Below are 21,624 nucleotides of genomic sequence, written 5' to 3'. Positions count from 1 at the left end.
CGAATGTGTATAAATAACATTCGGGCTCTTCAATTTTATGGGAATGCACATGAAGTACTTCAAGGGATTACTGCTAATGATGGTTGGTACCAATGCGTATAGCGGCGAGTTGTATGGAGACAGCTTGATCCCAGTGTTCGGAGAACCCAGTTCTTTCTCCGAAGTTCTAGGAGTGGAGTTGGCAAAAGAAGATGCTCTAAAGCCGGTGACGAGAAAATACACGATGTCAGATAATATTGATGTTACATACGCACATCGACCTATTGTTGAACAGACAAAGATCCTTCAGCAAAGGCTCGAAGAATGTGGTGAGCATGTGTGTCTGGTTACGAAGGTGCGTGTCGACGTTAGTGATGACGTTTCGGAAGATATTCGTTCTCGGATGCGTGACCTAGATACAGATTCATTGACGGACATCGTTGGTCAACAGACTGCAGCTCTCTCAGCGATGAAGCAGAAATATCGTATTAACTCGATATCTAAAAACATTAACCAAGCTCTATTAAATCGTTGGATAAGCTTTTCTGCAGACGAAGAGTTGGATTTATTAGAGCGCATTGAAAACAAGGAACACTTTGACGGTTTTAATGTTGATCCGCAAAGGCTTGATGTGTATCGAATTGATGATGATTTGATTGAAGTAGAAACGGGTAAGGACCAATACGCTGTTTATCGGGTTACTAATCCAAGGTTCGAACCAACGTTTGTTAACTTAATGATGGAACAGCGATATCGACAATTCAAAGATGAGCTTCGCTTTAACCATCATTACTCGCAAACAACATTTTCAAACCCGTACACAAAGCAAGAGACGATCATCTGGCGTGGTCGATATGATTGCTTGAGCTATAAAAATGTAGCCCAACTAATGGCTCATCAATCCGCGTCAAACGTTACCATGCTCCACACTCAACCCGAAGTGGATCTTGTAGTGAACGGACAGCGGATATCAATCGGGAGAGGGTATTATGACGATAGCATGCATAGTAACCAGTTCAACAATACTTTGGGTGTACATGGAAACCAATACCCAAATGCCTTCTGCCAGTTTGTACATGGTGAGCTAATTCTGAGAAGTGCTAACGGTGAACGCTCGACAGTCAATCTAGAAGCCAAACTGAACTATCGTGTGAAAATGTTTGATTTACCATCAACGTTCCGTGCTGAGAGCGAGGCATTGGCTCATTGGGTGCCAGTTCGTGCTGCTTATAACCAGGAATATTACCAACCCAAATTTACTAGAGAAGCTGTCGATTACTCAGAACGTTGCGCTGGAAGAAACTGTTCAAGTCTTTACTTTAATGATGATGTGTTAAACAAGATATTTAACGTATCACCGAGAATAAAACTTCCCGTAGATGGTCGTCGTGGTCTTTTCCCAATGAGAATTGAAACCTTTTCCCCCTCAAAGGCAAGAGAGGTATCCTCATCGCGACCTTGGTTCATAGAAGATTGCACTAGTGATGATTGTGGTTTTGAGAAAGGTGTTGAGTGATGAATAGATGGATGATCGGTGTTCTCTTTTTTTTATGCGTTCATGGCTACGCCAGTGAATACTCCGGTGAGGCAAGCACGGTTACTAGTAAGGAGCGAACAAGCCCTCTTTTGATTGCCCAGCTCTCTGATGAGGCGACAAGAAATGCGATAAAGAAAGCTCAGCTTCGCTCTGCTATTGGTAAAGCAAGTCTGCATGAAGAAGATATCGTGATGAGTAAAGTCTATTGGCCACTAATGGTAGACATCATCGATAAGAATGTTGACTCGCAGCCATGTAAAGAAGGGCTTATTTGTACAAAGGTTTCAGTCGTGGTCATGCTCGATGAAGCTACGTTTGTCGAACAGATGCAAGAGCTATGGATGTCTAACCAGATAGAAGTTAATGTCGACCGGTTCCATAAGCACCCTAGCCATGTTTTTGTATCACAACTAAAAGTTTTGGACTTGCGCATTGCACAGTTGGAGCAATTAGGTGAGAGCCCTCAAACTCTTAACCGGCTACGAGTAAAGAAAACCTATCTACGGGATCTAGTAAACCAGTCCAAACAACTACGTCTTGCCTATGAAATTAACAAGCACTACACCAACATGGGAATTTTTGGTGAACCATTGTTAATGGAGCGTGTTTCTGCAAAGGCATTGAACGTCACATTGGATGTTAGAGGTTTCGGTGATGGGCGGTTTTCAGACAAAATGGAACAACTACTAGTTGATATGGGTTACAGTGTCACTGCATTTTATCGTGCGGTACAACAAGGCACGGTAAAAGAAGGTTTAACTGTCGGGTTGGGATTTGGTGAAGGGCCAGTTCTGAAACTTGGGCAGTTTTGCGTTACTTTTGATAACGATGCTCAAGCAGAATCTTTAAAACCGGTTCTCAGTGGGCAATCAACCCTTACAATTCCGTTACTTGGTACCTATCACCATGTTCGTGTAGGAGATATTAGAGTGAAGGACGAGATGGTTTGGCCAAAGCAATCATCAAATACCCTTTGTGTATGGGATAAATTTGAATATCAGTATGATATCGAGGTCGACGAGACGCTGCTCGCGTTCTATGCACAGGATAGAATGGAAGGTCTACCATTAAGACTAATATTTGAGATGGGCGATGCTCTTGACGGTAGAGAGGTTGCCAAACAAACAGTGTTAATCCCCCAGCCAGAAGGTGAACTTGGGCTTGGCGTGAAATTACCATTGCTTGAAATCGACAGTAATCGATATCAGCATTACGTAGTGGTTGGTTGTGATGAAGCCACATTCAGCTGTCGCACTTCCAACAGTTGGTATTAGACAAACAAAGGTCGGGTATACGGTCAAGCACTGCCCGACCTAACAATATCCTTCCTTTACTTCTTAACACCTAACACCTAGCTCCGCTCATTTCGACTCGCACACTAGTAAAGCCATCTATCGAATCACCTTCCGACTATGGGCTAACAATAAAGTCTGATCGGTATTCGCTCCTTTAAAGCCAATCTAACGGGAATGAGTGCGTAAGGTTTGATCATTTTTGTGTAGTCAGTTCGCAAATAAATGCTTAAGTTTGCCAATATAGTTTGATCGTTTTTCTCACTTTAAACCTTGTCGCAACATGAAATCTCGGCTCGACAGTAGTTTTTGCGTAAAGAAAATGAACAAACTTTAATGGAAGTGATCAGACTTTATTGTAATTAGCCAAACTTTATTGGCTTCCGTCAAGAGTTTAAAGGGCCAACATTTTTTACTTTGCAGCTCCAATCTGAAAAAAAACGTCCTCAATTCGCTAAAAAGATCTCGATTTCCCGCCATTATCTTGAGAGTTAACACAGGCAGGAGGTTGTATGTCAGAGCTCGACACGCAAGTTCAATCATTTCTTTCTACTCAGGTATACCCAAGCTTTAATGAACAATTGTTCAGAGAATTGTTTTCGCACCTGGCTCCAAGCAATCTACAAGGAGACAGAGTGACTTTGATGTGTCCAAAGTGTGGTGGCAACGCAGAGTACTATATGGGTACTGGGTCTATATACTGTGAAGACTGCAAGTCTATTGATCTCTTAGATGCATTAACCCTATTTAATGAAGACAGCATCAAGAATAATGTCAGGGAAATGGCGACAGCTGCGTCCGTACAGCTCCCACTGAATGTATACACCAAATTGCTGCCTGAAAAGCCAAAATTGTTTGAGGTAATACGTGATTTAACGCGAGTTAGTGTTTTGTCCAGTAAGTTAGAGAGATTTGGACTAACAAATGATCAACTAAAGGCTTGCTCGAATTTAGTCTATATTCCAGATAGCAAGCAGTTGGCTGATGTATTGCAGAAGGTGTATGGCCCTCTACCTCGTGCAGTTTCAAAAAATTTGATGAAGCTTTGTAACTGTTACGCGGTTCTTGTCATGGCGCAATCTCGCATCACTTTTATCGAGTTAGATGGTACTTCTAGCGAACCTGTTCCGTTCGTGCGGAATTACATTAAAGGTAGTAACACCTCACCGAACGTTTACCTATCGAATGACCCTTTATTCATCGAATTATGTTGGTCTATGGGCTTGGTTGCCTACTTGATCGATCTAAAAGCACTTACCCCTAAAGCTGATTCCTATTTGGAAAAAACACTAGGTTCAAGAAATACCGTTGCAGTTTGGGGAAGGGAAGTGCCATCAAAAACTCAGTTAACTTTTATTAAACAATCTCACCACTACGACTGGTTCGCTAAGAAAGTACCCAGCTGTTATCGTCGAATCTTGGAGGTCTGCCAATGAGCATTATCCACACCACGTACTACACAACTATACCGGCTCTAAATTTCCTTAGAGGATGCTTGATTGTTGTGTTGGCTATCCTAGGGTACATGTGCCTGTTTAATTCAACATTAGGATATCAATTACCGCTGGGAGAAACCGCCGTCTTGTTAGGCGCAATTTGCTTATTGTCTTGGAAGGAAAAGATAACCGTGAACGATGGATGTATTCGCCGTAGCTTCGTGCACCAACTACTTCCAATCCTATGTATTTCATTGCCTGATATTCACTATCCTTCTTCGTCTTCTTTGAATGTCATTAAGGCCGACTTTGGATATTATGATTGGCAACTACAGACCAATGGATGGCCCAAAACTGTGATGAGTTCAGGAAAATCGGACTTATTTGCGCTAGGTTAGTAAATAACTACTTAATTTCAGTCAAAGACGTTGTATGAATGATTTATGACTCACGGTCGGAGATGGATTATGAAACATTTTTTTTCAACAGTGTCGCTGTCATTGACGGTCTTGCTGTCTGCCCACGTCACCGCGTCTCAGCATGTAGTTGATAAAACCTACGTAAGCGATGAGAGGTTCGGTGAATTGGCAGAGAGGTATGGCGACAAAATTGTCAGTGGATATGAGCACTATGCAGATAGCGAATTAGAACAGCAAGTGGATAGTGTGTTTCTGCTGATCGTCAAGGGAGGCGAATTGGAGGTTTTGGACGCTAAATATCGATCAGAAATCGCATCAAGCGCCGCAGAAGCAAAAAAATAGCAGCACTATTTCTCATAATTGAATTGGCGATAGTGCTTTTCGAACTCATAAGCGCAGGACGGTTTTGAAAACAAAAAGCCTTGTATGTTCTCTATCCCAGACGGTCGGTAGAAGTCGAGAGCTTCTACCGATTCAATCCCTTCTAATGTCGTCTCCATTCCTAATCGTTTTGAAAGTTCAACAAAAGACTTAATCATGTTGAAGCTAATATCCCTCCTCTTGGGAGCTGCAACTTCATTGGTCAGTAAGGACTTATCTAATTTTATCGTGTCGAAATCTATTTTGTTGAGCATGTGCATTGAACAATGACCTGCAGTGAAGTCATCGATCGCGAAGTTTGCTCCAGCTGCTCGAAGTGCTTGAATATGATCGTTTACGGTATCATTAAGATGCAGTACAGATTCTTCTGTGATCTCAATTTCTATTGTGACGATAGGGCAAGCAACACTAGAAACCGCATCCTTTATACGATTAACACACTTTTGGTCATTAAGTGTTTCGGCGCTGATGTTGAAAGAAAGGGTGAATGGTTCGGTTATTAACCCTCGACTGAGCCAGCGCTCAAGGTGATAGATCGATCGAATGGCTATTTCGCAGTCTATATCTTTTATTTGTCCAGTAAGTTTGGCGGTGGGTATGAACTCTGCAGGGCTCACTAGATTATCTCCGTCTTCCCATCTTGCAAGCGCTTCACAACCTGAGATTTTATTGGTGGTCTCTGAAACTCTAGATTGGAAGTATGGCTTGATATCTTGGTTCTCGATTGCCGTTCGAAGCCGGTTTCCATAATTGAGCATGGATTTGGTTTCAAAAACTTGCCTTGCCTGGGCAATGATAAGTTTGTTGCACAGGATAATACCTACGATCACACCTACAATGGCTGCTACTAAACCCGTATCTATGTGATTCAAACGAACGATGTTTTTATAATACAGAACGAGTAGTAAGCCGGTCGCGCAGGCAAGTGGAGTAACTATGGACCCTATTAGCGTCACTATTTCTTGTTTGTACTTAGAACGGTAGCAGAGCGCCATGACTTGGTTTCCTTTGGTCGAGAGAATAATTGCTAACTGATTTATATAACTTTTGTGTGTGGTTTTAAGTAAATAGAGCCACTAATTTAGCTATTTAACATTAAGATCGTGAACAACAATTAATACGATTGCATATTATGCTATCGCATATAAAGGGGGTCTTTTAAATCATCGCCCACTCAACCATTGACGAACTACGGGTCTTCAGTACTGGTAGAAGAAATTATCCACAGAAATTGTTGAAAACTTGTATATCTTTTGACCAAAAATGCAAAAGCCACACCTTTGGGAGTGCGGCCTTGGCTACGTCGTGATGAGCACGATTACACTTAGATATATAAGGTGGTTTGATACCTTACATGTTCATACTACTAAGTTACTTTAAGAAAAGTATCGATTAGTGCTTCGTTTTTCTCCGTTTAACGTGTTCCAGTTGCACAGAGAGATGGGTTTACCGAAAGTTTGATTTGCGTCACGCTAGAATCTAGTTCTTTAGCCCACTTTAGTATCGATGATTCTTGAAACCTAAGCCTTGTAAGCAGAATACTGTTTCCTACTTGAATGCTTAGTACACCATTGGAAAGATGTGCCACCTTACTTGCAATCCCAACCAGCCCGAACTGTTCGTGGAAACTCTTGTTCATTTCTTCCATTGTCGAGATATGGCTGTTTATGTGCGCTAGCTTTGAACGCGACATTGCTTCGGTAAGAGTAGTGCTGCGTTGTTTCATGATTCGCTCCGAATAATGGGATCTCAGACTTGTTATACAATCCATTTGACGTATTTAAGTGAGAATCTGATTATCAGACATTGAGTTACTTACCACGGGAGCTTAATTCTTATGAGATGATCGTTCGTCTATCCGCACAAACCCCAGGACCTCTAAGGTTTACTCAACGGGAAATTGTTATTCAATATGATTTGTGCAGCAATTAGGGAGCGAAAATAGGCTCCTTAATCAGCACATTCTATAGAGTTGTCTTGTATAACTAGGTTAGTGACTCATTAACTAGGTACGTATCATGAACGTTAAAACAATACAGGCACTTTCTTACCTTACAGCGACTCTTCTTATTGCAGGAGTCAGTTCTGGGCATGTGTATGCTGATTCAGTAGACGATACATCAGACCAGCGTAGTCAGGCAGATATCTTAAAAGTGGATATGCCAGAGTCAGCCATCAATAAAATTGCTGAAATGCAGAGGCTATCTCGCAGTATGATCGATGTCTCAAAAGACTTTGCAAAATGGAGTGTTGATAATCAGGACAAGGCCTTATCTGAATCAGACCGTAAAGCCCTTCTAGATAGATTCGCATATAGAAGGGCAGGGATGTCTCTTGAAGACTTAGCTCGTTCTTACGAGAAAGTATCCGAAGAAGTATTATCGAACTATTAGTGAAGCTGCGTCATCTAAACAATCTAATATTAATACTTAATTCAAGAGGTGAGCGCCTATGTTCTTCACAAAAAAGCCTATGGTGAATTGGGCCGTCAACTACAACGGCCAAACATGACATGTTCTATGAATCCGACTCGGGTTTGGGCAGCAGCTTGCTAAGTTTATCACTTAGGTCTTGACGCTCGAGTTCGAGTCGTTTAGTCATTCCTTCCATTCTCTCGATGGTACCACTTTGCTCACTAATCGTGATACGCATGTCAGTATTTTGCTGAGTGGCCATGGCTAGTTGGCCATTCAGTGTCTCTTTTTGAGTTTGAGCTAAGTTCAGATCTGTCTGTAACTGTATATTCTGCTTATAAGTATCAGAGAATTGTGTATTAACCTGCTCCAAGTCTATTTTAAGCTGATCCCTTGATGCTGTGAGTTGGCTAATCAACACTTCGTTTGTTTGTTTATCACCCTGAAGCTTCAACACTTCATTACCACTTTCGACAAGTTTGCCTTTCGTTGTTTCAAGGGAATTACGCAGTTCATCGACAACACTTCTCATCTCTGCGAGTTGTGATTTGGCGTGCTCCGTCTCGGCTGATGCTGCACCAACTTTCGTCATTGCTTCAGTGTAGTTGGCTTGCAGCTGTTGATTATCTTCCTGTAGTTTCGACACGGTAGCTTCATGATCAGATTTGAGATTAGAAAGGGCAGTTTGGTGCTCTTCATTGAGGGTCGCTAACTGAGCATTATGGTCTGTCTGACGCTGAGTAGTTTCTTTTTGGGCTGTCTCTAATTTATCTTGTGCCAAACGAAGTTCGGTCTTCATTTCTGCCATAAGAGTCGTAGCATCTGCTAGCTCAGCAGTTCGCAGTTCGAGTTCTAGTTCAGCTTTAACAAGACACTCGTTCGTTACATCTGCTTCATCTTTCAACAGAGAAACTTCTTCATTATGTTCGTGATCCTTTCTCGAACTTAATCGGTCGATTTCTTGGCACCATAACTGAACAAACTCATCGCTGAAGCCATTTTGTTGAAATGAGCTGAGTCTTTTTGCCTTCTGCTCATCATTCCATCTTCTGACATCGACGTTGATGGTAGATGTGGAGTTTACATCAGGCATTCTGGCCAAAACGTTCCGAACGGAAGTAGTCTGTCCAGTTCTAAAAAGCTCCTCACAAATGTGATATATCCTCTCGCGACGTTCTAACTGAGCCTTCTTGGTACCGGCTTTTTCACTCGTGTTCTCTACCTCATCACTGAGTTGGTGAGAGTTTTGTGGGGCGTTATCACTGCTAGAAGAGGTGTTGTTCATGTCAATGTCACTCAAAGAAATCGAGATTTTATCATAGCAGATGGCGAACAAAACACCAAATCGAACAGTCAAATCGAACAAACAGGTGTTCGGTGTTCGATTTATGCGTAGTAGACGAGATTTAGGCCACTAATCGGTTTTTTAGTCCGAAAGACCTATACCATAGCTAATACATACTAACAGCCTTGGCTTGAGTAAAGCAGTCACAGAGATTGCTCAAATCAGTCTTAGATGCAAACGGCGAGATAGCCATAGATACAGCCACTTATATAGATAGGATTAGAAGATGAAAGAACTAGTGGAAACTTTTCAACTACTACAACAGATACAACCTATCGAACAGTTTGCTTTACTCTTTGGGATCTTAACATCATTATCCGTATCCATACTTGGTATATACGTTGTCCTTCTGCTGATTCAAAGAAGCTTCACTAAAGACTCAGGTTCTACCAACGGGCTTACTAACAACGTCTGACGATGACTTGTTATAGAATCCACGTAAGTCACCTTGAAAATTCTCATCGCAACGAACTCCTCAAGCTTCTAATAATCGTGTCAAATGGTTGGATAAATACGATACTTTTCAAACGTTACGTTGTTACTTCTCAACTTCTCATAATTACAATTATAGGAAGTTGAGAAAATTAAGGCTACTGTGTATACTTACAGTTTCATGGGGCGTATGGACAATAAAGTCTGCCCAGATGGCCGGTTTTTACCAATAGAGTTTGCCCACAACGACTTTGAGTTAATTATGACAACGACACCTACGCTGATCACTCGACACGACAGTGAGGCTGAGCGAAACTATCCGCCTGCCCCTACGTTACCGCGTAACCTTAAAGAACTTCGTCCAGAACATGTGACTAAGGCTATCGAATACACTAGAGAGTATGGCGCATCCAAAGAGATGATGCAGCAAATCCGTGTTTGTATCGATTACCTACTTGTTGAGTTCAGTCAGCGCAAAGATCGTTACTCTGACAATACCATAGACCAGCTCAAAACGAACTGGGGTATTTTTGTTGAATGGTGCGCGGCTAACTCTCACAATTCGTTACCTGCGACTGCTGAGGTGTTGGAAGAGTTTCTGTCGTATAAAAGTAAGCAAATACATCGAAACTCCATCAAGTCCTATATTTGGGCTATTTCTAAGATGCATAGAATTACGGGATGCCCCGATCCCATGATGGATGAAATACTACGCGATAAATACGTTGGTATTATTCGAACTAAAGCCAAAAAAGGTGAAAGAATAAGACAGGCCACCGCTTTCAGGGAGCGTCATTTAGACCAGATTACCGAATATTGGAGAAAATCCCCTTCCCTTAAAGATCGCAGAAACTTAGCAGTTTTGACCTTGGGTTACGAATCTATGCTTCGTATATCTGAGATTGCTAACATCCGATTTCAGGACATTGAATATATTGGTGATGGTACAGCAATATTAACGATCCCCATTACTAAAACCAATCATTCTGGTGATCCTGACACTGTTCTATTAAGCGAAATTGCGGTATCAGTTCTCGCTGAATATATTGAAATGTCTAAGCTAGACGCAACGATATCCGAATCTTTCGTGTTCACCTCCCTCACAAAACATAACCGAGCCATTAAGCAAGTTGTAACAGTCAATAAGAAGACCGGTGAGCAAGATTATAGGAAACTAACCACGAGGCAGATGGAAGAGACCTTTTATGAATGCTGGGAAATTCTGGGGTTAGAGTCTGTTGGGATTTCCCGATTCTCAGGCCACTCTGCTCGTGTCGGGGCTTGTCAGGATTTGTTGGAGGAAGGTTATACGGTTCTGCAGGTTCAACAAGCCGGTAGGTGGTCCAGCCCCCAGATGGTTCTGCGTTATGGTAGGAACATCTTGGCTAGAGAATCGGCAATGGCCAGAAAACGTGCGAACCGTCGTTACTGATACCAGGTTATGGTTATCCAAACTAGGCCAACTAGACGATAGTAGTAGTTGGTCCACTATCTAATCAGCTACCATTTGGCTTGTTCAGGGAGGCGTTAGTCATTCCCCTTAACAATTGATAGTTGCGTACCCACACATCATACTTGCGTTGCTGACTGATTCCTTGTGTTGTCTGAATGATGGTTTCAACTTCTAGGTTGATCAATGGGCGCTTCATTGCGATGGTTTTGTCCACATACGAAGAGAGTTCTGAGTCGTTTTTTACTAAGTTCCATATATCGTTTGGTGAATAGTTACTCTGTTCAAGTTCTCGTTTGGATGGGAACTTGGTTACTTCTAACACTTGAACCAGTTTTCTAGGAATCAGACTATCAATTATCAACTTAGAGAACAGCAAGCTTCCAAAGGCTAGGTATGCCAGTATTATCGCCAGTGCTGAATCATCTTCACTCTCAGGGTTTATTCCTAAGCGAAGTGCAAATAGTAGTATGAAAAAAAACACGAAGAATTGAACTACGCTACAAATGTTGTCCTTGAACTCATTGTCCCTCTTTATGATATCAAGATCGTCTTTAGTAAATGGGTCTTTATTGAAGTCAATAATCATAATTACTATTCCTTTATTCCAATGGAACGTATGCCTTATTTATAGACGGCAAGTGTAGCTACAAATAAGTAAATGTCTTCGAGTTACATTGGGCTGATGCAGGGTTTTGGGCCTGCAAGATCTATTTGTTGTCTTTCAATGCAGAATAATCACTTATCCAATTGTTCAAGGCGTCTTTTTTTTTGGTTTGCTCAAAAGCTTCCTTGATTTCATTAACTTCTAGAACAATTAAGGAGCGTTTCATTGCTATAACTTTATCCACATATAGCAAAAGGTCCGGTCGATGCCTCACATATTGCCATACATCCTTCGGTGAGCAATTTGTATCTTCAAGCTGATGTCTTGAACGTAACTTAGTATTGGATAACGCAAATAGATCTCCAAGAAGCCAAATTCCAAAAAATGAAACCAAAATAATAGCCAATGCTTGAGTTATACCTTGTTCAGTTTCAGAATTCACTGCATGCTGAACCCCAAAGATAACCATAAAGATGAAGGCTATTACTTGGACACCAAACTTAATGTGTTCTATTCGCTTAGACTCTTTCTTAATATCTTCGAGTTCATCTTGGGTAAACGGGTCTTTGTTGAAGTCAATGATCATCGTTAATTCCTTTATTCTATTAAGCGGCACTCGCCAGATTTTGTCACTTCTAAATGAGGGAGCTCTATATGGCCAAGGTTGGTAAATGTCTTTGAACCTTCCAATGAAACGGTGTTTAGGCAGTTAGTATGGGCAATCACCTCATTCAAATGCTCAAGAACATCTACATCGACCTCTCCTTCATTGATTGACTGCTTTATAAGCGTTGATAATTCTGAGAGCTCTTTGCTTAGACTTTCTCTCAGTCCGTCCATTGATATTTCAACTTGATTGTTACTCATCGTTCCACACCTCGAAGGTCAATCAGATTGAAACGATGGTGACCTAGGTCGATTGATAGAACCTTTGCTGTGTCAACGATGCTCGCTTGAGCATGGTCACAAGCATCCATGCCGCCTTCAAGTTGATATGGGCTAAGTGGTTTTCCACCGGCCTCTCTGACACGTATTAGAGCATAAACGAGATTATTTGCCGTCTGCTCTAGTGTCTGTGGAGACATTAGAAATTGCTTCGTACTTTGTTGATATTTCATGACATGCGCCCTTCCCTATTTAAAACTTTCCCACTTCCTTTTGTCTGCGGTTTTTGCTTTATAGGCCCAGATGATTAAACAAGCTGTTGTAAGTGCGGTCGCTATATAATAACTGGGTGATGTTAACGCTTCTTCCAGTGTTCTCGCATGTGCTATGGCATTGGCTAAAAATGTCGCCACGTACCAAGCAATGGCATTCACAACTGCTTGCGGCCATGGGCCCATTAGTTGTTCAGTGAGTAGTTGTTCAATTTTGTTCATGTCATCAACCTTCTAGCATTTAAAGGGTCTTTGAATGGCTCTAAGTTTGGGCTCTTCACCAGAGTTCTGACGGCGAAAATATTTACCCCTTGGTCGACAGTCACTATCTGATAGTCTTTTCAGCCATTCTTTATACGCCGCGTTTTTGCCAGAATCATGCATACCTTGTTTACCTTGTTATGAGTATGAATAAGTTATACAACGGCGCTTGCTGTAAGTTATGAAATAGAGGCGTTAAAATCGCCCACTAATCTTTTTCGTAGTCATGGAGTGAAGTTCCAGTGCTAACGGAATGTGTTAACCGGCAGTTCATAGCTGCAACTTGTTGAAACTGGTGAGACCAAACAGATAATGTCTTGCGAGTGAAGGCTTTCTCTACGACGAACTTCAGTTCCTTTCTTCACATGCTCAAAGGGGACTGAAATTCCAACCAGCTGATTATCTTGGAGTGTTAAGAGAGTTCCCCGTACACTGACTTTCCTTGGACTAAACAGGCCGCTGCTATTTCCCAGTAAATATTGAGTGTCTTCGACTGTGCCTATTAACGGCAGTGAGTGTGCATTGAGCTCTGCGTCTTGAATTGCTTGTTTAGACTCTTTGAGAGCAACGTCGATGGTGTGAGCCGTATGCATCATTGACACAGCAGGAGCTACAGCCACTACGACTACTATGGCAATCATCAACTTCAACATGGTGTCCTTCCTATTATCTTATTTGGAGTAAGGACAGTGATACACATAACGTTGGATTATTAAGGTGAGATATGTTGCCGGTTATCAGTTAAACGTGTCAGCACTTTACAACAGGAATGTCATTCCACGATGTTGTGTAAAGGGGGCTCATTCGGTCGCGCCTCATTTTCCAATCTTGCTTTCCCGCTATTCCTTGTGCACCGAGAAAGATGGTGTTTTTGCCAAACCGAGAGTTGAGGTCATCGTATACCTTCATCAGCTCATTATTTGGCTGCGATGCAAAGAGATCATATTGTTCATGCTTACCTTCAACGAGTTCGATCAACCCTACCCCGATCTTGTAGAAGCGAACGCCACTCGTAAATATTTGCTCAGCCATACGGGACACTTGGCGTGTAATTTTTCCAACATCAGCAGTAGGGTAATCAAAATGATGGGTGATCTGTTTGTTGTAACGTGACTCTGCATCAAAAGGGGAATTGCCGGCAAAGACAATCATCGTTTTACAGAGGCTCTTTTGTTGTCTCGCTTTTGCTGAAGCTATGTCGGCATGCGCACTAAGTGCTTGTTGGAGTTTTTCTAGGGTAGTAATTCGCTCACCGACACTTCTTGTACTGTAAATTTGCTGTTTATCGGCCCTCCCGTTTTCAAAAGCAAAGCATTGTTCACCATTGAGCTCGCGAACAGTGCGTTCCATATCTACGCCGAACTCTTTACGCATTTTGCTGATGTTCGAACGTGCGAGATCTAACGCAGTAGTTACCCCCATATGTTTGAGCGTTTTCTCGCGCCGGTGACCAATACCCCACACAGAACCAATTTCAATTACCCTAAGTCCGTTTTCGATATCATTCTCAGACATTAAGGTACAGACACCATCGTAGCCAGGGACCTTCTTTGCGATATGATTAGCCACTTTGGCTAAGGTAGCAGTCTTCGAAATGCCCACACACACAGGTAGACGCGTATGTTTCCACACCGTTTCTCGAACTCTTTTCCCTTGCGATGCGTAGTCAAACAGCAATTCTGTATTTTTCCACAACAGAAACGCTTCATCGATTGAATAGTTTATGTGCTCTTCTCCAAAAGAAGCGATCACATCATGCATTTTCTTTGAAAGTGAACCGTAGAGTTCATATGTTGAAGAGAACACTGTCACTTTGTGTAGATCAAGAAGCGGCTTCATCTCAAAATAAGGTCTGAAGCGCTTTATTCCTAGGTTTTTCGCTTGCTTGTTGACGGCTATCAGCATGCCATCATTGTTGCTTAACACGACAATAGGCTTATTGCGCAACCGGAAATCAAATACCTGATGAGCTGCACAGTAAAAAGCATTGGCATCAACTAAGGCAATGGCACTCATTCGTTACCCTGAAACAGTCGGCATGGGCGGTTGAGATTGATAACCCGAGTCACGACACCCTCGATCGTGAATGTATCATCTTCCCTGATCTTGATTGACGGATAATGTGGCGACGCAGAGACCAATTGACGATTCTCGTAGTCAAGAAGCTTACACAACATTTCACCATTGTAATTGCAGATGATTGTATCCAAGTGTTCTGCGGTAACGCTGCGGTCAACCACCAGCACTGCATTATCAAGTATCCCTGCGCCTACCATACTGATGCCAGACGCACGAGCGAGAAAGGTCGCTGATGGATTGTCGATCAGAAGTTCATCAAGGCTCAATTCCAGACACTTGTAATCACTTGCTGGTGATTCAAAGCCATTAAATCCACAAGAAACTGGGATAGTTAAAACATTCATTGGACTAACACTGTTTATACATACAGTATCGATTGTGTATCTAATTCTAGGATAACTCAAGCCCTCCGTTGCTGACTGTTGACATAATAGACAGTTTCACGCGATGAAGGTGGAGTGGTGGCAAACGTCCCTCCCCCGTATATGCGATAGCATATTTTGAGATTGTATTAATAACACGCCGAATTGTGTATCACATGTGTTTATGACATGGGGACTTCTATATGAATGGGCCAAAAGCTGTTCTGATAATCGGCGAAGCTTTCGTTAAGAATGTTTCACCCTCTCAACATGCTCACTTTGAAGAGATACTGATACTATCAAGTTCCGAAGGTCTCGTCCCATACTCAAGCTACACTGTCACGCCTTGCGGTCATGCAATGACACCGAGAGAGTACAAGCGACTTCATCACAAAAACAGTATCACCCAACTACAACGCTTGCATAGTGAACGAGAAGTTTTTTGTCTTCTAACTTCCAGTGAGACTGCCTTGCTAGGCCTCCTCCTTGGAGCAAAAAAACAAAAGTGCCTTAATGCATTCGCTGCAAGTTATTTTAAATCGTCCATCTGTACCAGTTCAGAATTTCTTTCAAGCCTACATAGAATCACTCGATACCTTCGACGTGAGAAACGAAGTGAACCCATATATTTCCGTTCTGGTATTGCCGACTTATACGGGCTTGGCTTTGCCGCTGCAGGGTGCGCAATTGGTACCACGTTAGCGAGAACGAATCGGTCACTAAACACAAAGTTGCTATCTTCCGTTCTCAATACGGCCAAGCATCTACCCGTTTTCATTGATAACGGTTTGATCACCATGGTAAACCAAGGCAAATCAATAAACTCCAATTGGGTAATGGATGAATACCGGGCAATCACTCCACAACGTCGATGTCATTCAAAGAATCTGACATTTGTTATCCCTGATGCCCCTTACTGCGCGGCAGAAGCCGCTGACATTATCCAGCGACATCGAGTCGACATTCTGTGGCTAGCAGAGCGAACAAACATCGTATTACCAATTCATAGAACCAACAATATTGAACAGCATGCTTTGACTATGCTCGAAATACTTGGCTACCCGAGCAACATCACGCTTGGGGTTCCGTGTTTGAAGAATAAAGGGTTAGATTTTGAACTGAGCTGCAGTGATATTGAAAAGCTTTTGATGCTGAAGAACCCTCGCACGAGGAAACCAGCTTTTACCAAAGTTCACATGTTGGGGATAAGCGATTCTACATCTTCAAGCAAATTGAACCCGAGACTTCTGCTTATGCGCCTATACGGGATTGATTGTAGTTGTGACGCTTCTCGTTTTACCGCGATTTTCGGCCGATACAGTTCCGGCAACCTCCGAAAAGGGTCGATCGTGGTCAACAGACTTGAAGACGAGTACAAGCGTAAGCAGATAGTTAGTAGCAAACCTTATACAGAGTTCACCTATGAGCGTGATAGCTTTGGATATGATCAGTTTTCACTAATGGACGACTTCTATGAACTGGTAACCGAAGACGATATCGTGACATTTTGGACGTTGTTTAACGCATTGGTATCAGATGAAGCTCCCGCACTTTCAATGTCTGTGAATGAAAGTGACTGCAAGCTTGAGCTGGTGGAACTAGCTTGGCAGGTTCTAGGCTACGCAACTGTCCCTCGATTGCTTTTTGAGCAATACAAACGAATTAATTGGCATTTGTTTGAGCCTATGGTGCGTAAGGCAATCACAATTAGCGAGATGAGTTACTTTGATAAACGCTTCGATGCCCTTAAAACAATATTCGCAAAGAACACTACTAACCCTGTTCAACTGCCTTTATTGTAACGACCAAACATAGTTGACTATTGCTTTAGATCTCAAAAGTTATTGCTATAGTCTTCTAAAGCTTGCGCGTCATTTACGGCGCTTTGTTGATTCAACTTATTGAACACTACCGGATTTGTGTATTTTAATCGACCCATTCCCAATGGTGTTTCGCGCAAATACACATCGATTCCAGCGACATTTTGTGGGCTATTGTTTGCAGTACTAAAGGGACGGTTGTACTTAGCGCTTAGTGCAGGAGCTAGTTTTTTAAGTGAATCGTTATTAACCGTGTATTCTGCAGATGCAAAGACGTCGTTTAAGTACGTCACCGTCAGCGTCGTCGCACCATTGAGTAGTCGACTCGCGTCATAGACATCGATATCGCGGGATTGGTCGCTATGGTTTTTTCTTATCCCTCCTGCCGCAACTATCTTTTCGTTAATAGTTTGACGATCGGAACAGGCGAGCGGAATGGCAAATACCTCTAAGCTTTCCGGTAAACAACCTGATCTCAAATACTGTTGAGCCTCTGTTACACCGGCTGCGGCGGCTTGATTGATATAGGTTTGGCCTAAACGAAAATCTGTTGTTCCTGCGCTTCCTGTCAAATGTATCACCCCCAGGAGCCATCGAGCACTATTCCCTCCATAGGGCAATGATTTTTCTAGCCACAGTTTGGCATGCTTCCGGTCTTGCTTTGTTCCATGGCCATAATACAAGTAATGCCCCACCAGCTCATATGCCGCTGGTATCCCACCGGTAGCTGCGATATATAGGAACTCAAAAGCTCTAGTTAAGTCTTGAGGTATACCCTCTCCGTACTGATACAAAAGACCTATTTCAACGTTAGAGTATAGGTATCCATTTGTGGCCGACTTGGTATACCAGTACAAGGCTTTTTCTACATCTACTGCCGTACCCCATCCATTTTTGTGCATCTCCGCTAACCAAAACTGTCCCTCTGCATCATCTGCATTTGCTGATCTTTTAAACCAATAAAGTGCTTTGCTTTCATCTTTGGTAATTTTTGGAGCTGAACTTCCGTTCAAATACCCAAAGCCGATTACATTTTGGAATTCCGTATGACCACGCTCTGCTGTTCGATATAGGTAGTAGCCTAGTTTATCAATATCGTATACGTCCCCTTTTGAATCTGCGTAAATGCGCGTTAGCGTTACCAAATCATCAAGGTTTGGTTTATCACCTTGAGCGCGGCGCTCAAGTTCAGCAATTACACCTACATAACGGTGAGTTGCAAATGCGTTCTCCAGCCTCGATTCAAACGAAGGGTTAACCGCAGTCTCTTCTCTGGTCCCATGAAGAATCGTATCTTGTAGGATGCTTTTGCTAAGTTCTGCAACGTGTTGTTCTGCTGCATGACTGCTTGTCAGCGTCGCTATCAACAGCGACAGTCCTAGTCCGATTTTTTGCATGTAACTCACCTTGTCTTCCTTAACTTCCTACTTGAGTTTATCAAATGAGCGCAACAAAGTGCAGTGACACCACAACCACATAGGTATCTTTGCCTTTTCCATTGATTAGGTGACGAATATTCACTCTCTATTCGCTAAATCAACAATGAATCTTATGTATAAAGGTTAAAAGCATACTCAATACATCCACAAGGTAATCTAATGTCTGCGATAAATAGTGAGATAAGAAGAGGGATAGAATTATTGTGGCTTTGCCAAGAGTTACAGTCAGAGAAAGATGGTATCGAGAGACCTAGCCATCATCGAATGGACAAAGCCAAGGTGCTTGATGACTTCGCCCGTGATATTAGTCGCTCCGTAACCAATATGGGAAATCTACCACGTCTATTTGCCCTTGAAGATCGACTTTCAGCTATCGGTCGACAACTAGAGATGCATGGCTTGGTTCAAGTGGATTATGGAGACGACTATGCTGATAAAGCAATAGGATATCTTGAAAGTAAGCAATCTTTGATAGGAAACGCTCAGGAGTTGACACTCTTGAACGACCCTTCTACTTCAAACTGGCTAAAGCAACAATTGCAAGAGAGCAAAAATCGCGATCCTCTAGATGCTTTGAACGACGCTGAAATCCTCGTATCGGTCTTAACGGCAAACTTAGAAAAGTATCTCAACCCAGGCAAGAAGGGAGAAATGTAATGACTCGATTTGTTTTGATATATCTCGTGGGGCTCGCTACAGTCGTAGCAGTTACAATGTCTATGTTCTCTCCCCCATCTAACAAAACTATGCCGTTAGGAAGTGACTTCATTCTCCCAATCGGAGGAATAGTCATTTTAGAGTACAACGAAACTGACACTTTCCCTGTCTTAACCTTTGGCGGTCTCAAACCATTGGACTGTTCTGTGAAGGTACGGAAACGCATGAATTACACAACGAGTCGACTCAATATAGAAGCATCAGCCCTTGTCTGTTCTGAATATTCTATCCCATTAGAAGGATACGGGATGGGCCTAGACACTTCATTGGGTCTTAGAGTTGACCCACAGAATTCAGATTTACTCGACGAAGATAAACAGTTTAGCTTGATCGTCACTAATGGCGTCTCCCTTGGACTAATATCGTTTGACTACACCGAGTAGCAGTCAATCGTCTTCTAAGTAAAATATCGAAAGGAGCCAATTCATGATAGTAGAGCAATCATTGCCTCAAGGCCTTAACATCGAGCAGCTGAATGCAATGTCTAAGCGTAAGGAGAAGTATCGCCTAAAGACTGCAGCGTTTCTTGAATGGCAACACAAACTAAACCGCAATGACACCCTCCCCAGAGGCCGATTCTTTCGCAACAAGCGACCGGGTCCCCCTGTATTAGCTATCGATGAGGCTCATCGCTACTATTCAGGCAATTCGTTCCCGCAGATTCACGAAACTCTTACACTAAGACGGTATCGATCAAAAGCGAAGTGATGTTTGCCCTCTCGCCTAGCATGAACTAGCCCAAAATTGTGAGTCACGACCAGTTGATGTACAATCGCATTTTATGCTATTGCATCATATTTGGAGATGACGACATGAACCGATCTGATTGGGCTACCTTTTTTAGCCGAGAGGAGAGTTTTTTCGATTTTGTCACTTCGAACTGTACAGAGTTGGGTTGTTTTGGACTGAATGCCTACCCCAAGTACACCCCTGGCTTCAACATGGCTGGCAAAGTCGTTGTAAGCAAGCCACAACACGTTCGCTACATATGCCATGTTAATGGCAATCAAGCACTCTTTGATAAGATCAAATCGAAAGCTGCGGAATGTTATGATCTCTACGATTTATTGTCACTGAATGACAAACGATGCTCTAGGCAACCAATTTTCCTTGAAGATGCTACTCGTATCGCTGTTCATGTCGATAAAGCTCATTCGAGCCAGTTAATCACACATAAACCTACCGTTGCGATTGTTCGCGAGCGCAAGTTCGAGGACGCTGACAAGCAATTGGACTTGCTTCAGTCCCAAGTTCAAACGCTAAAACAACTCGGTTTAGAGTCAGCACAGGTTAATGTGGCCGTCACTACTATGGCTATTCACGTTGATTCATTAGAGCTGGTGGCATATTTTGGTCGTGAGGACGTCGTTTTTCGGAGACCAACGGGTTACCACTACCGATGCCGCGTGTTTTGGGAGCGTGAAGTCAAACCATCCAAACTAGGGTTTTTCATTTCACGCGATCCCATTGATTACCATGAAGTCTCCGCGCCAAGGTTGTCCCGCAAAGATTCGTACGAAAATAGTGGTATAAAGCTTGAATTTGGTGCTCCGTGCGACGGTGTATTTTGGGTGGCACAACACACTCGCATTACGCCGCAAGACGATTAAATTTTTGAATATAGCGCCGCATTTCTTTGCCAACCCACTCTCCGATCGGTTTTGAGACGCCATTGCCGATCTGTTTGTACGCACTAGTATCACAAACCGGAAAGACAAAGCTATCATCGAGACCCTGCAGACGAGCGTACTCCCTTACAGAGTACGGACGAACCCCTAATGGAAATCGGTTGTCGACTACAAGACGAGTCGACTTGTCTTTAGCGTAGTGAGCAACGCATGTGGGGGCGAGATCTCCTTTATTTGGATCTGATATTATGGGTAGGTCTCTATATTGACCACTCATCCTATTGTAGATCGCTTTGGGGAAGGTCACTCTTGGATCGTCTTCCAATATATCCTTGAGCGAGACTGGCCTGTGATTCTCAGGCGGTCTTATCGAGAACTCACGCCGTGTACCTATAATAATCAGCCTACTTCGCTTTTGGGGAAGCCAAAGTTCTGATTTTACGGGACAAAATACCTGAACATAGTACCCAGATAGTTTCGTCATGGCCTCCATGACAATAGGAAAAGCTTTGAGTCCCGGTACGTTCTCGATGACATAAAAATCTGGCGTGGCTATCGCCAAATGACGCAGCGCATGAAGGAAGAGATCATCACCGGTGCGCACCCCATGAATGTCGGCTATCGTTGAATATTTAGTGCATGGATAAGTGAATACCATACCGTGAGAACTATCTTGCTCCAGAACTAATTCCTCTGTTAAATCGCAGTGTTTTATGTGATTACCAAAATTTGCCCTGTAGGTTTTACAAGCATCCCCATCGAGCTCAAATGCCTGATTTATTTTTATACCTGACTCAACAAGGCCTGCATCAAACAATCCTGCGCCAGAAAAATAGCTATTCACGCTCACTTCCATACTCTTTCCTTAT

The 21,624-nt window shown here is 42.7% G+C and carries 24 protein-coding genes; 11 read left to right on the top strand and 13 right to left on the bottom strand.

The features are described 5' to 3' along the window. Positions 1 to 49 precede the first annotated feature (49 nt). The 4 genes from J4N45_RS10265 to J4N45_RS10250 all read left to right on the top strand — a co-directional run bounded on the left by J4N45_RS10265 (position 50) and on the right by J4N45_RS10250 (position 5,005). Entirely contained in the window at positions 50 to 1,495 is a 1,446-nt protein-coding gene (locus J4N45_RS10265; protein WP_252011310.1) for a hypothetical protein, read from the top strand. After that, on the top strand, positions 1,495 to 2,790 hold the full coding sequence (locus tag J4N45_RS10260) for a hypothetical protein (protein ID WP_252011309.1): 1,296 nt from the start codon (positions 1,495 to 1,497) through the stop codon (positions 2,788 to 2,790). Before J4N45_RS10265 ends, J4N45_RS10260 begins: the two co-directional genes overlap by 1 nt. A 530-nt stretch (positions 2,791 to 3,320) precedes the next feature. Further along, positions 3,321 to 4,244 carry a hypothetical protein gene (locus J4N45_RS10255; RefSeq protein ID WP_252011308.1) on the top strand — a complete coding sequence of 308 codons (924 nt, stop codon included), beginning with the start codon at positions 3,321 to 3,323 and terminating at the stop codon, positions 4,242 to 4,244. A gap of 467 nt (positions 4,245 to 4,711) precedes the next feature. Continuing rightward, complete coding sequence (locus tag J4N45_RS10250; RefSeq protein ID WP_252011307.1) at positions 4,712 to 5,005, top strand: hypothetical protein; 294 nt, start codon at positions 4,712 to 4,714, stop codon at positions 5,003 to 5,005. Positions 5,006 to 5,010: 5 nt separating this feature from the next. Here J4N45_RS10250 and J4N45_RS10245 read toward each other — a convergent pair whose 3' ends face one another. Further along, positions 5,011 to 6,039 (bottom strand): EAL domain-containing protein, encoded by a 1,029-nt coding sequence (locus J4N45_RS10245; protein ID WP_252011306.1) that lies wholly within the window; start codon positions 6,037 to 6,039, stop codon positions 5,011 to 5,013. Positions 6,040 to 6,458: 419 nt separating this feature from the next. Beyond that, the gene (locus J4N45_RS10240) at positions 6,459 to 6,770 is read right to left on the bottom strand and encodes a hypothetical protein (RefSeq protein WP_252011305.1); all 312 of its coding nucleotides are present in this window, start codon (positions 6,768 to 6,770) and stop codon (positions 6,459 to 6,461) included. A 292-nt stretch (positions 6,771 to 7,062) separates the two neighbouring features. Here J4N45_RS10240 and J4N45_RS10235 point away from each other — a divergent pair, with 292 nt between their 5' ends. Beyond that, positions 7,063 to 7,437, top strand: a complete 375-nt coding sequence (locus J4N45_RS10235; protein WP_252011304.1) for a hypothetical protein — start codon at positions 7,063 to 7,065, stop codon at positions 7,435 to 7,437. A gap of 124 nt (positions 7,438 to 7,561) precedes the next feature. Here J4N45_RS10235 and J4N45_RS10230 read toward each other — a convergent pair whose 3' ends face one another. Next, positions 7,562 to 8,743 carry a coiled-coil domain-containing protein gene (locus J4N45_RS10230; protein ID WP_252011303.1) on the bottom strand — a complete coding sequence of 394 codons (1,182 nt, stop codon included), beginning with the start codon at positions 8,741 to 8,743 and terminating at the stop codon, positions 7,562 to 7,564. Between the two features lie 754 nt (positions 8,744 to 9,497). Here J4N45_RS10230 and J4N45_RS10225 point away from each other — a divergent pair. Beyond that, the gene (locus J4N45_RS10225) at positions 9,498 to 10,667 is read left to right on the top strand and encodes a tyrosine-type recombinase/integrase (RefSeq protein ID WP_252011302.1); all 1,170 of its coding nucleotides are present in this window, start codon (positions 9,498 to 9,500) and stop codon (positions 10,665 to 10,667) included. 64 nt (positions 10,668 to 10,731) lie between these two features. Here J4N45_RS10225 and J4N45_RS10220 read toward each other — a convergent pair whose 3' ends face one another. The 8 genes from J4N45_RS10220 to J4N45_RS10185 form a co-directional block, all read right to left on the bottom strand. Beyond that, positions 10,732 to 11,274 (bottom strand): hypothetical protein, encoded by a 543-nt coding sequence (locus J4N45_RS10220; RefSeq protein ID WP_252011301.1) that lies wholly within the window; start codon positions 11,272 to 11,274, stop codon positions 10,732 to 10,734. A gap of 121 nt (positions 11,275 to 11,395) precedes the next feature. Beyond that, positions 11,396 to 11,878 carry a hypothetical protein gene (locus J4N45_RS10215; RefSeq protein ID WP_252011300.1) on the bottom strand — a complete coding sequence of 161 codons (483 nt, stop codon included), beginning with the start codon at positions 11,876 to 11,878 and terminating at the stop codon, positions 11,396 to 11,398. Between the two features lie 11 nt (positions 11,879 to 11,889). Further along, positions 11,890 to 12,159 (bottom strand): hypothetical protein, encoded by a 270-nt coding sequence (locus J4N45_RS10210; protein WP_252011299.1) that lies wholly within the window; start codon positions 12,157 to 12,159, stop codon positions 11,890 to 11,892. Then, on the bottom strand, positions 12,156 to 12,377 hold the full coding sequence (locus tag J4N45_RS10205) for a hypothetical protein (RefSeq protein ID WP_252011298.1): 222 nt from the start codon (positions 12,375 to 12,377) through the stop codon (positions 12,156 to 12,158). Before J4N45_RS10205 ends, J4N45_RS10210 begins: the two co-directional genes overlap by 4 nt. 48 nt (positions 12,378 to 12,425) lie before the next feature. Continuing rightward, on the bottom strand, positions 12,426 to 12,671 hold the full coding sequence (locus J4N45_RS10200; protein WP_252011297.1) for a hypothetical protein: 246 nt from the start codon (positions 12,669 to 12,671) through the stop codon (positions 12,426 to 12,428). Positions 12,672 to 12,955: 284 nt separating this feature from the next. After that, on the bottom strand, positions 12,956 to 13,363 hold the full coding sequence (locus J4N45_RS10195) for a hypothetical protein (RefSeq protein ID WP_252011296.1): 408 nt from the start codon (positions 13,361 to 13,363) through the stop codon (positions 12,956 to 12,958). A gap of 97 nt (positions 13,364 to 13,460) precedes the next feature. Beyond that, the gene (locus J4N45_RS10190) at positions 13,461 to 14,726 is read right to left on the bottom strand and encodes a Y-family DNA polymerase (RefSeq protein ID WP_252011295.1); all 1,266 of its coding nucleotides are present in this window, start codon (positions 14,724 to 14,726) and stop codon (positions 13,461 to 13,463) included. Then, positions 14,723 to 15,133 carry a LexA family protein gene (locus J4N45_RS10185; protein WP_252011294.1) on the bottom strand — a complete coding sequence of 137 codons (411 nt, stop codon included), beginning with the start codon at positions 15,131 to 15,133 and terminating at the stop codon, positions 14,723 to 14,725. The genes J4N45_RS10190 and J4N45_RS10185 overlap by 4 nt, the downstream gene beginning before the upstream one ends. Before the next feature lie 221 nt (positions 15,134 to 15,354). Between J4N45_RS10185 and J4N45_RS10180 the strand changes: the two genes are divergently transcribed. Next, positions 15,355 to 16,953: a hypothetical protein gene (locus tag J4N45_RS10180; RefSeq protein WP_252011293.1), complete on the top strand. Its 1,599-nt coding sequence runs from the start codon at positions 15,355 to 15,357 to the stop codon at positions 16,951 to 16,953. A 32-nt stretch (positions 16,954 to 16,985) separates the two neighbouring features. Here J4N45_RS10180 and J4N45_RS10175 read toward each other — a convergent pair whose 3' ends face one another. Further along, positions 16,986 to 18,368 carry a tetratricopeptide repeat protein gene (locus J4N45_RS10175; RefSeq protein WP_252011292.1) on the bottom strand — a complete coding sequence of 461 codons (1,383 nt, stop codon included), beginning with the start codon at positions 18,366 to 18,368 and terminating at the stop codon, positions 16,986 to 16,988. A gap of 201 nt (positions 18,369 to 18,569) precedes the next feature. Here J4N45_RS10175 and J4N45_RS10170 point away from each other — a divergent pair, with 201 nt between their 5' ends. The 4 genes from J4N45_RS10170 (at position 18,570) to J4N45_RS10155 (ending at position 20,737) form a co-directional block, all read left to right on the top strand. Then, the gene (locus J4N45_RS10170) at positions 18,570 to 19,067 is read left to right on the top strand and encodes a hypothetical protein (protein ID WP_252011291.1); all 498 of its coding nucleotides are present in this window, start codon (positions 18,570 to 18,572) and stop codon (positions 19,065 to 19,067) included. Continuing rightward, the gene (locus tag J4N45_RS10165) at positions 19,067 to 19,510 is read left to right on the top strand and encodes a hypothetical protein (protein ID WP_252011290.1); all 444 of its coding nucleotides are present in this window, start codon (positions 19,067 to 19,069) and stop codon (positions 19,508 to 19,510) included. The genes J4N45_RS10170 and J4N45_RS10165 overlap by 1 nt, the downstream gene beginning before the upstream one ends. A gap of 43 nt (positions 19,511 to 19,553) precedes the next feature. Beyond that, positions 19,554 to 19,835 carry a hypothetical protein gene (locus J4N45_RS10160; RefSeq protein ID WP_252011289.1) on the top strand — a complete coding sequence of 94 codons (282 nt, stop codon included), beginning with the start codon at positions 19,554 to 19,556 and terminating at the stop codon, positions 19,833 to 19,835. 104 nt (positions 19,836 to 19,939) lie between these two features. Then, entirely contained in the window at positions 19,940 to 20,737 is a 798-nt protein-coding gene (locus J4N45_RS10155; RefSeq protein WP_252011288.1) for a hypothetical protein, read from the top strand. Here the strand turns inward: J4N45_RS10155 and J4N45_RS10150 are convergent. Beyond that, positions 20,718 to 21,611 carry a DNA cytosine methyltransferase gene (locus J4N45_RS10150; protein WP_252011287.1) on the bottom strand — a complete coding sequence of 298 codons (894 nt, stop codon included), beginning with the start codon at positions 21,609 to 21,611 and terminating at the stop codon, positions 20,718 to 20,720. The genes J4N45_RS10155 and J4N45_RS10150 overlap by 20 nt on opposite strands. Between the last annotated feature and the right edge of the window lie 13 nt (positions 21,612 to 21,624).

The organism is Vibrio sp. SCSIO 43140 (assembly GCF_023716585.1).
Lineage (GTDB): Bacteria > Pseudomonadota > Gammaproteobacteria > Enterobacterales > Vibrionaceae > Vibrio > Vibrio maritimus_B.
The sequence above is the reverse complement of the archived record's forward strand: the minus strand, read 5'-3'. Positions and strand labels throughout refer to the sequence as shown.

Coding starts and splice junctions, on each gene's coding strand:
- J4N45_RS10265 (WP_252011310.1), top strand. CDS start 50: ATGAAGTACTTCAAGGGATTACTGCTAATGATGGTTGGTACCAATGCG.
- J4N45_RS10260 (WP_252011309.1), top strand. CDS start 1,495: ATGAATAGATGGATGATCGGTGTTCTCTTTTTTTTATGCGTTCATGGC.
- J4N45_RS10255 (WP_252011308.1), top strand. CDS start 3,321: ATGTCAGAGCTCGACACGCAAGTTCAATCATTTCTTTCTACTCAGGTA.
- J4N45_RS10250 (WP_252011307.1), top strand. CDS start 4,712: ATGAAACATTTTTTTTCAACAGTGTCGCTGTCATTGACGGTCTTGCTG.
- J4N45_RS10245 (WP_252011306.1), bottom strand. CDS start 6,039: ATGGCGCTCTGCTACCGTTCTAAGTACAAACAAGAAATAGTGACGCTA.
- J4N45_RS10240 (WP_252011305.1), bottom strand. CDS start 6,770: ATGAAACAACGCAGCACTACTCTTACCGAAGCAATGTCGCGTTCAAAG.
- J4N45_RS10235 (WP_252011304.1), top strand. CDS start 7,063: ATGAACGTTAAAACAATACAGGCACTTTCTTACCTTACAGCGACTCTT.
- J4N45_RS10230 (WP_252011303.1), bottom strand. CDS start 8,743: ATGAACAACACCTCTTCTAGCAGTGATAACGCCCCACAAAACTCTCAC.
- J4N45_RS10225 (WP_252011302.1), top strand. CDS start 9,498: ATGACAACGACACCTACGCTGATCACTCGACACGACAGTGAGGCTGAG.
- J4N45_RS10220 (WP_252011301.1), bottom strand. CDS start 11,274: ATGATTATTGACTTCAATAAAGACCCATTTACTAAAGACGATCTTGAT.
- J4N45_RS10215 (WP_252011300.1), bottom strand. CDS start 11,878: ATGATCATTGACTTCAACAAAGACCCGTTTACCCAAGATGAACTCGAA.
- J4N45_RS10210 (WP_252011299.1), bottom strand. CDS start 12,159: ATGAGTAACAATCAAGTTGAAATATCAATGGACGGACTGAGAGAAAGT.
- J4N45_RS10205 (WP_252011298.1), bottom strand. CDS start 12,377: ATGTCTCCACAGACACTAGAGCAGACGGCAAATAATCTCGTTTATGCT.
- J4N45_RS10200 (WP_252011297.1), bottom strand. CDS start 12,671: ATGAACAAAATTGAACAACTACTCACTGAACAACTAATGGGCCCATGG.
- J4N45_RS10195 (WP_252011296.1), bottom strand. CDS start 13,363: ATGTTGAAGTTGATGATTGCCATAGTAGTCGTAGTGGCTGTAGCTCCT.
- J4N45_RS10190 (WP_252011295.1), bottom strand. CDS start 14,726: ATGAGTGCCATTGCCTTAGTTGATGCCAATGCTTTTTACTGTGCAGCT.
- J4N45_RS10185 (WP_252011294.1), bottom strand. CDS start 15,133: ATGAATGTTTTAACTATCCCAGTTTCTTGTGGATTTAATGGCTTTGAA.
- J4N45_RS10180 (WP_252011293.1), top strand. CDS start 15,355: ATGAATGGGCCAAAAGCTGTTCTGATAATCGGCGAAGCTTTCGTTAAG.
- J4N45_RS10175 (WP_252011292.1), bottom strand. CDS start 18,368: ATGCAAAAAATCGGACTAGGACTGTCGCTGTTGATAGCGACGCTGACA.
- J4N45_RS10170 (WP_252011291.1), top strand. CDS start 18,570: ATGTCTGCGATAAATAGTGAGATAAGAAGAGGGATAGAATTATTGTGG.
- J4N45_RS10165 (WP_252011290.1), top strand. CDS start 19,067: ATGACTCGATTTGTTTTGATATATCTCGTGGGGCTCGCTACAGTCGTA.
- J4N45_RS10160 (WP_252011289.1), top strand. CDS start 19,554: ATGATAGTAGAGCAATCATTGCCTCAAGGCCTTAACATCGAGCAGCTG.
- J4N45_RS10155 (WP_252011288.1), top strand. CDS start 19,940: ATGAACCGATCTGATTGGGCTACCTTTTTTAGCCGAGAGGAGAGTTTT.
- J4N45_RS10150 (WP_252011287.1), bottom strand. CDS start 21,611: ATGGAAGTGAGCGTGAATAGCTATTTTTCTGGCGCAGGATTGTTTGAT.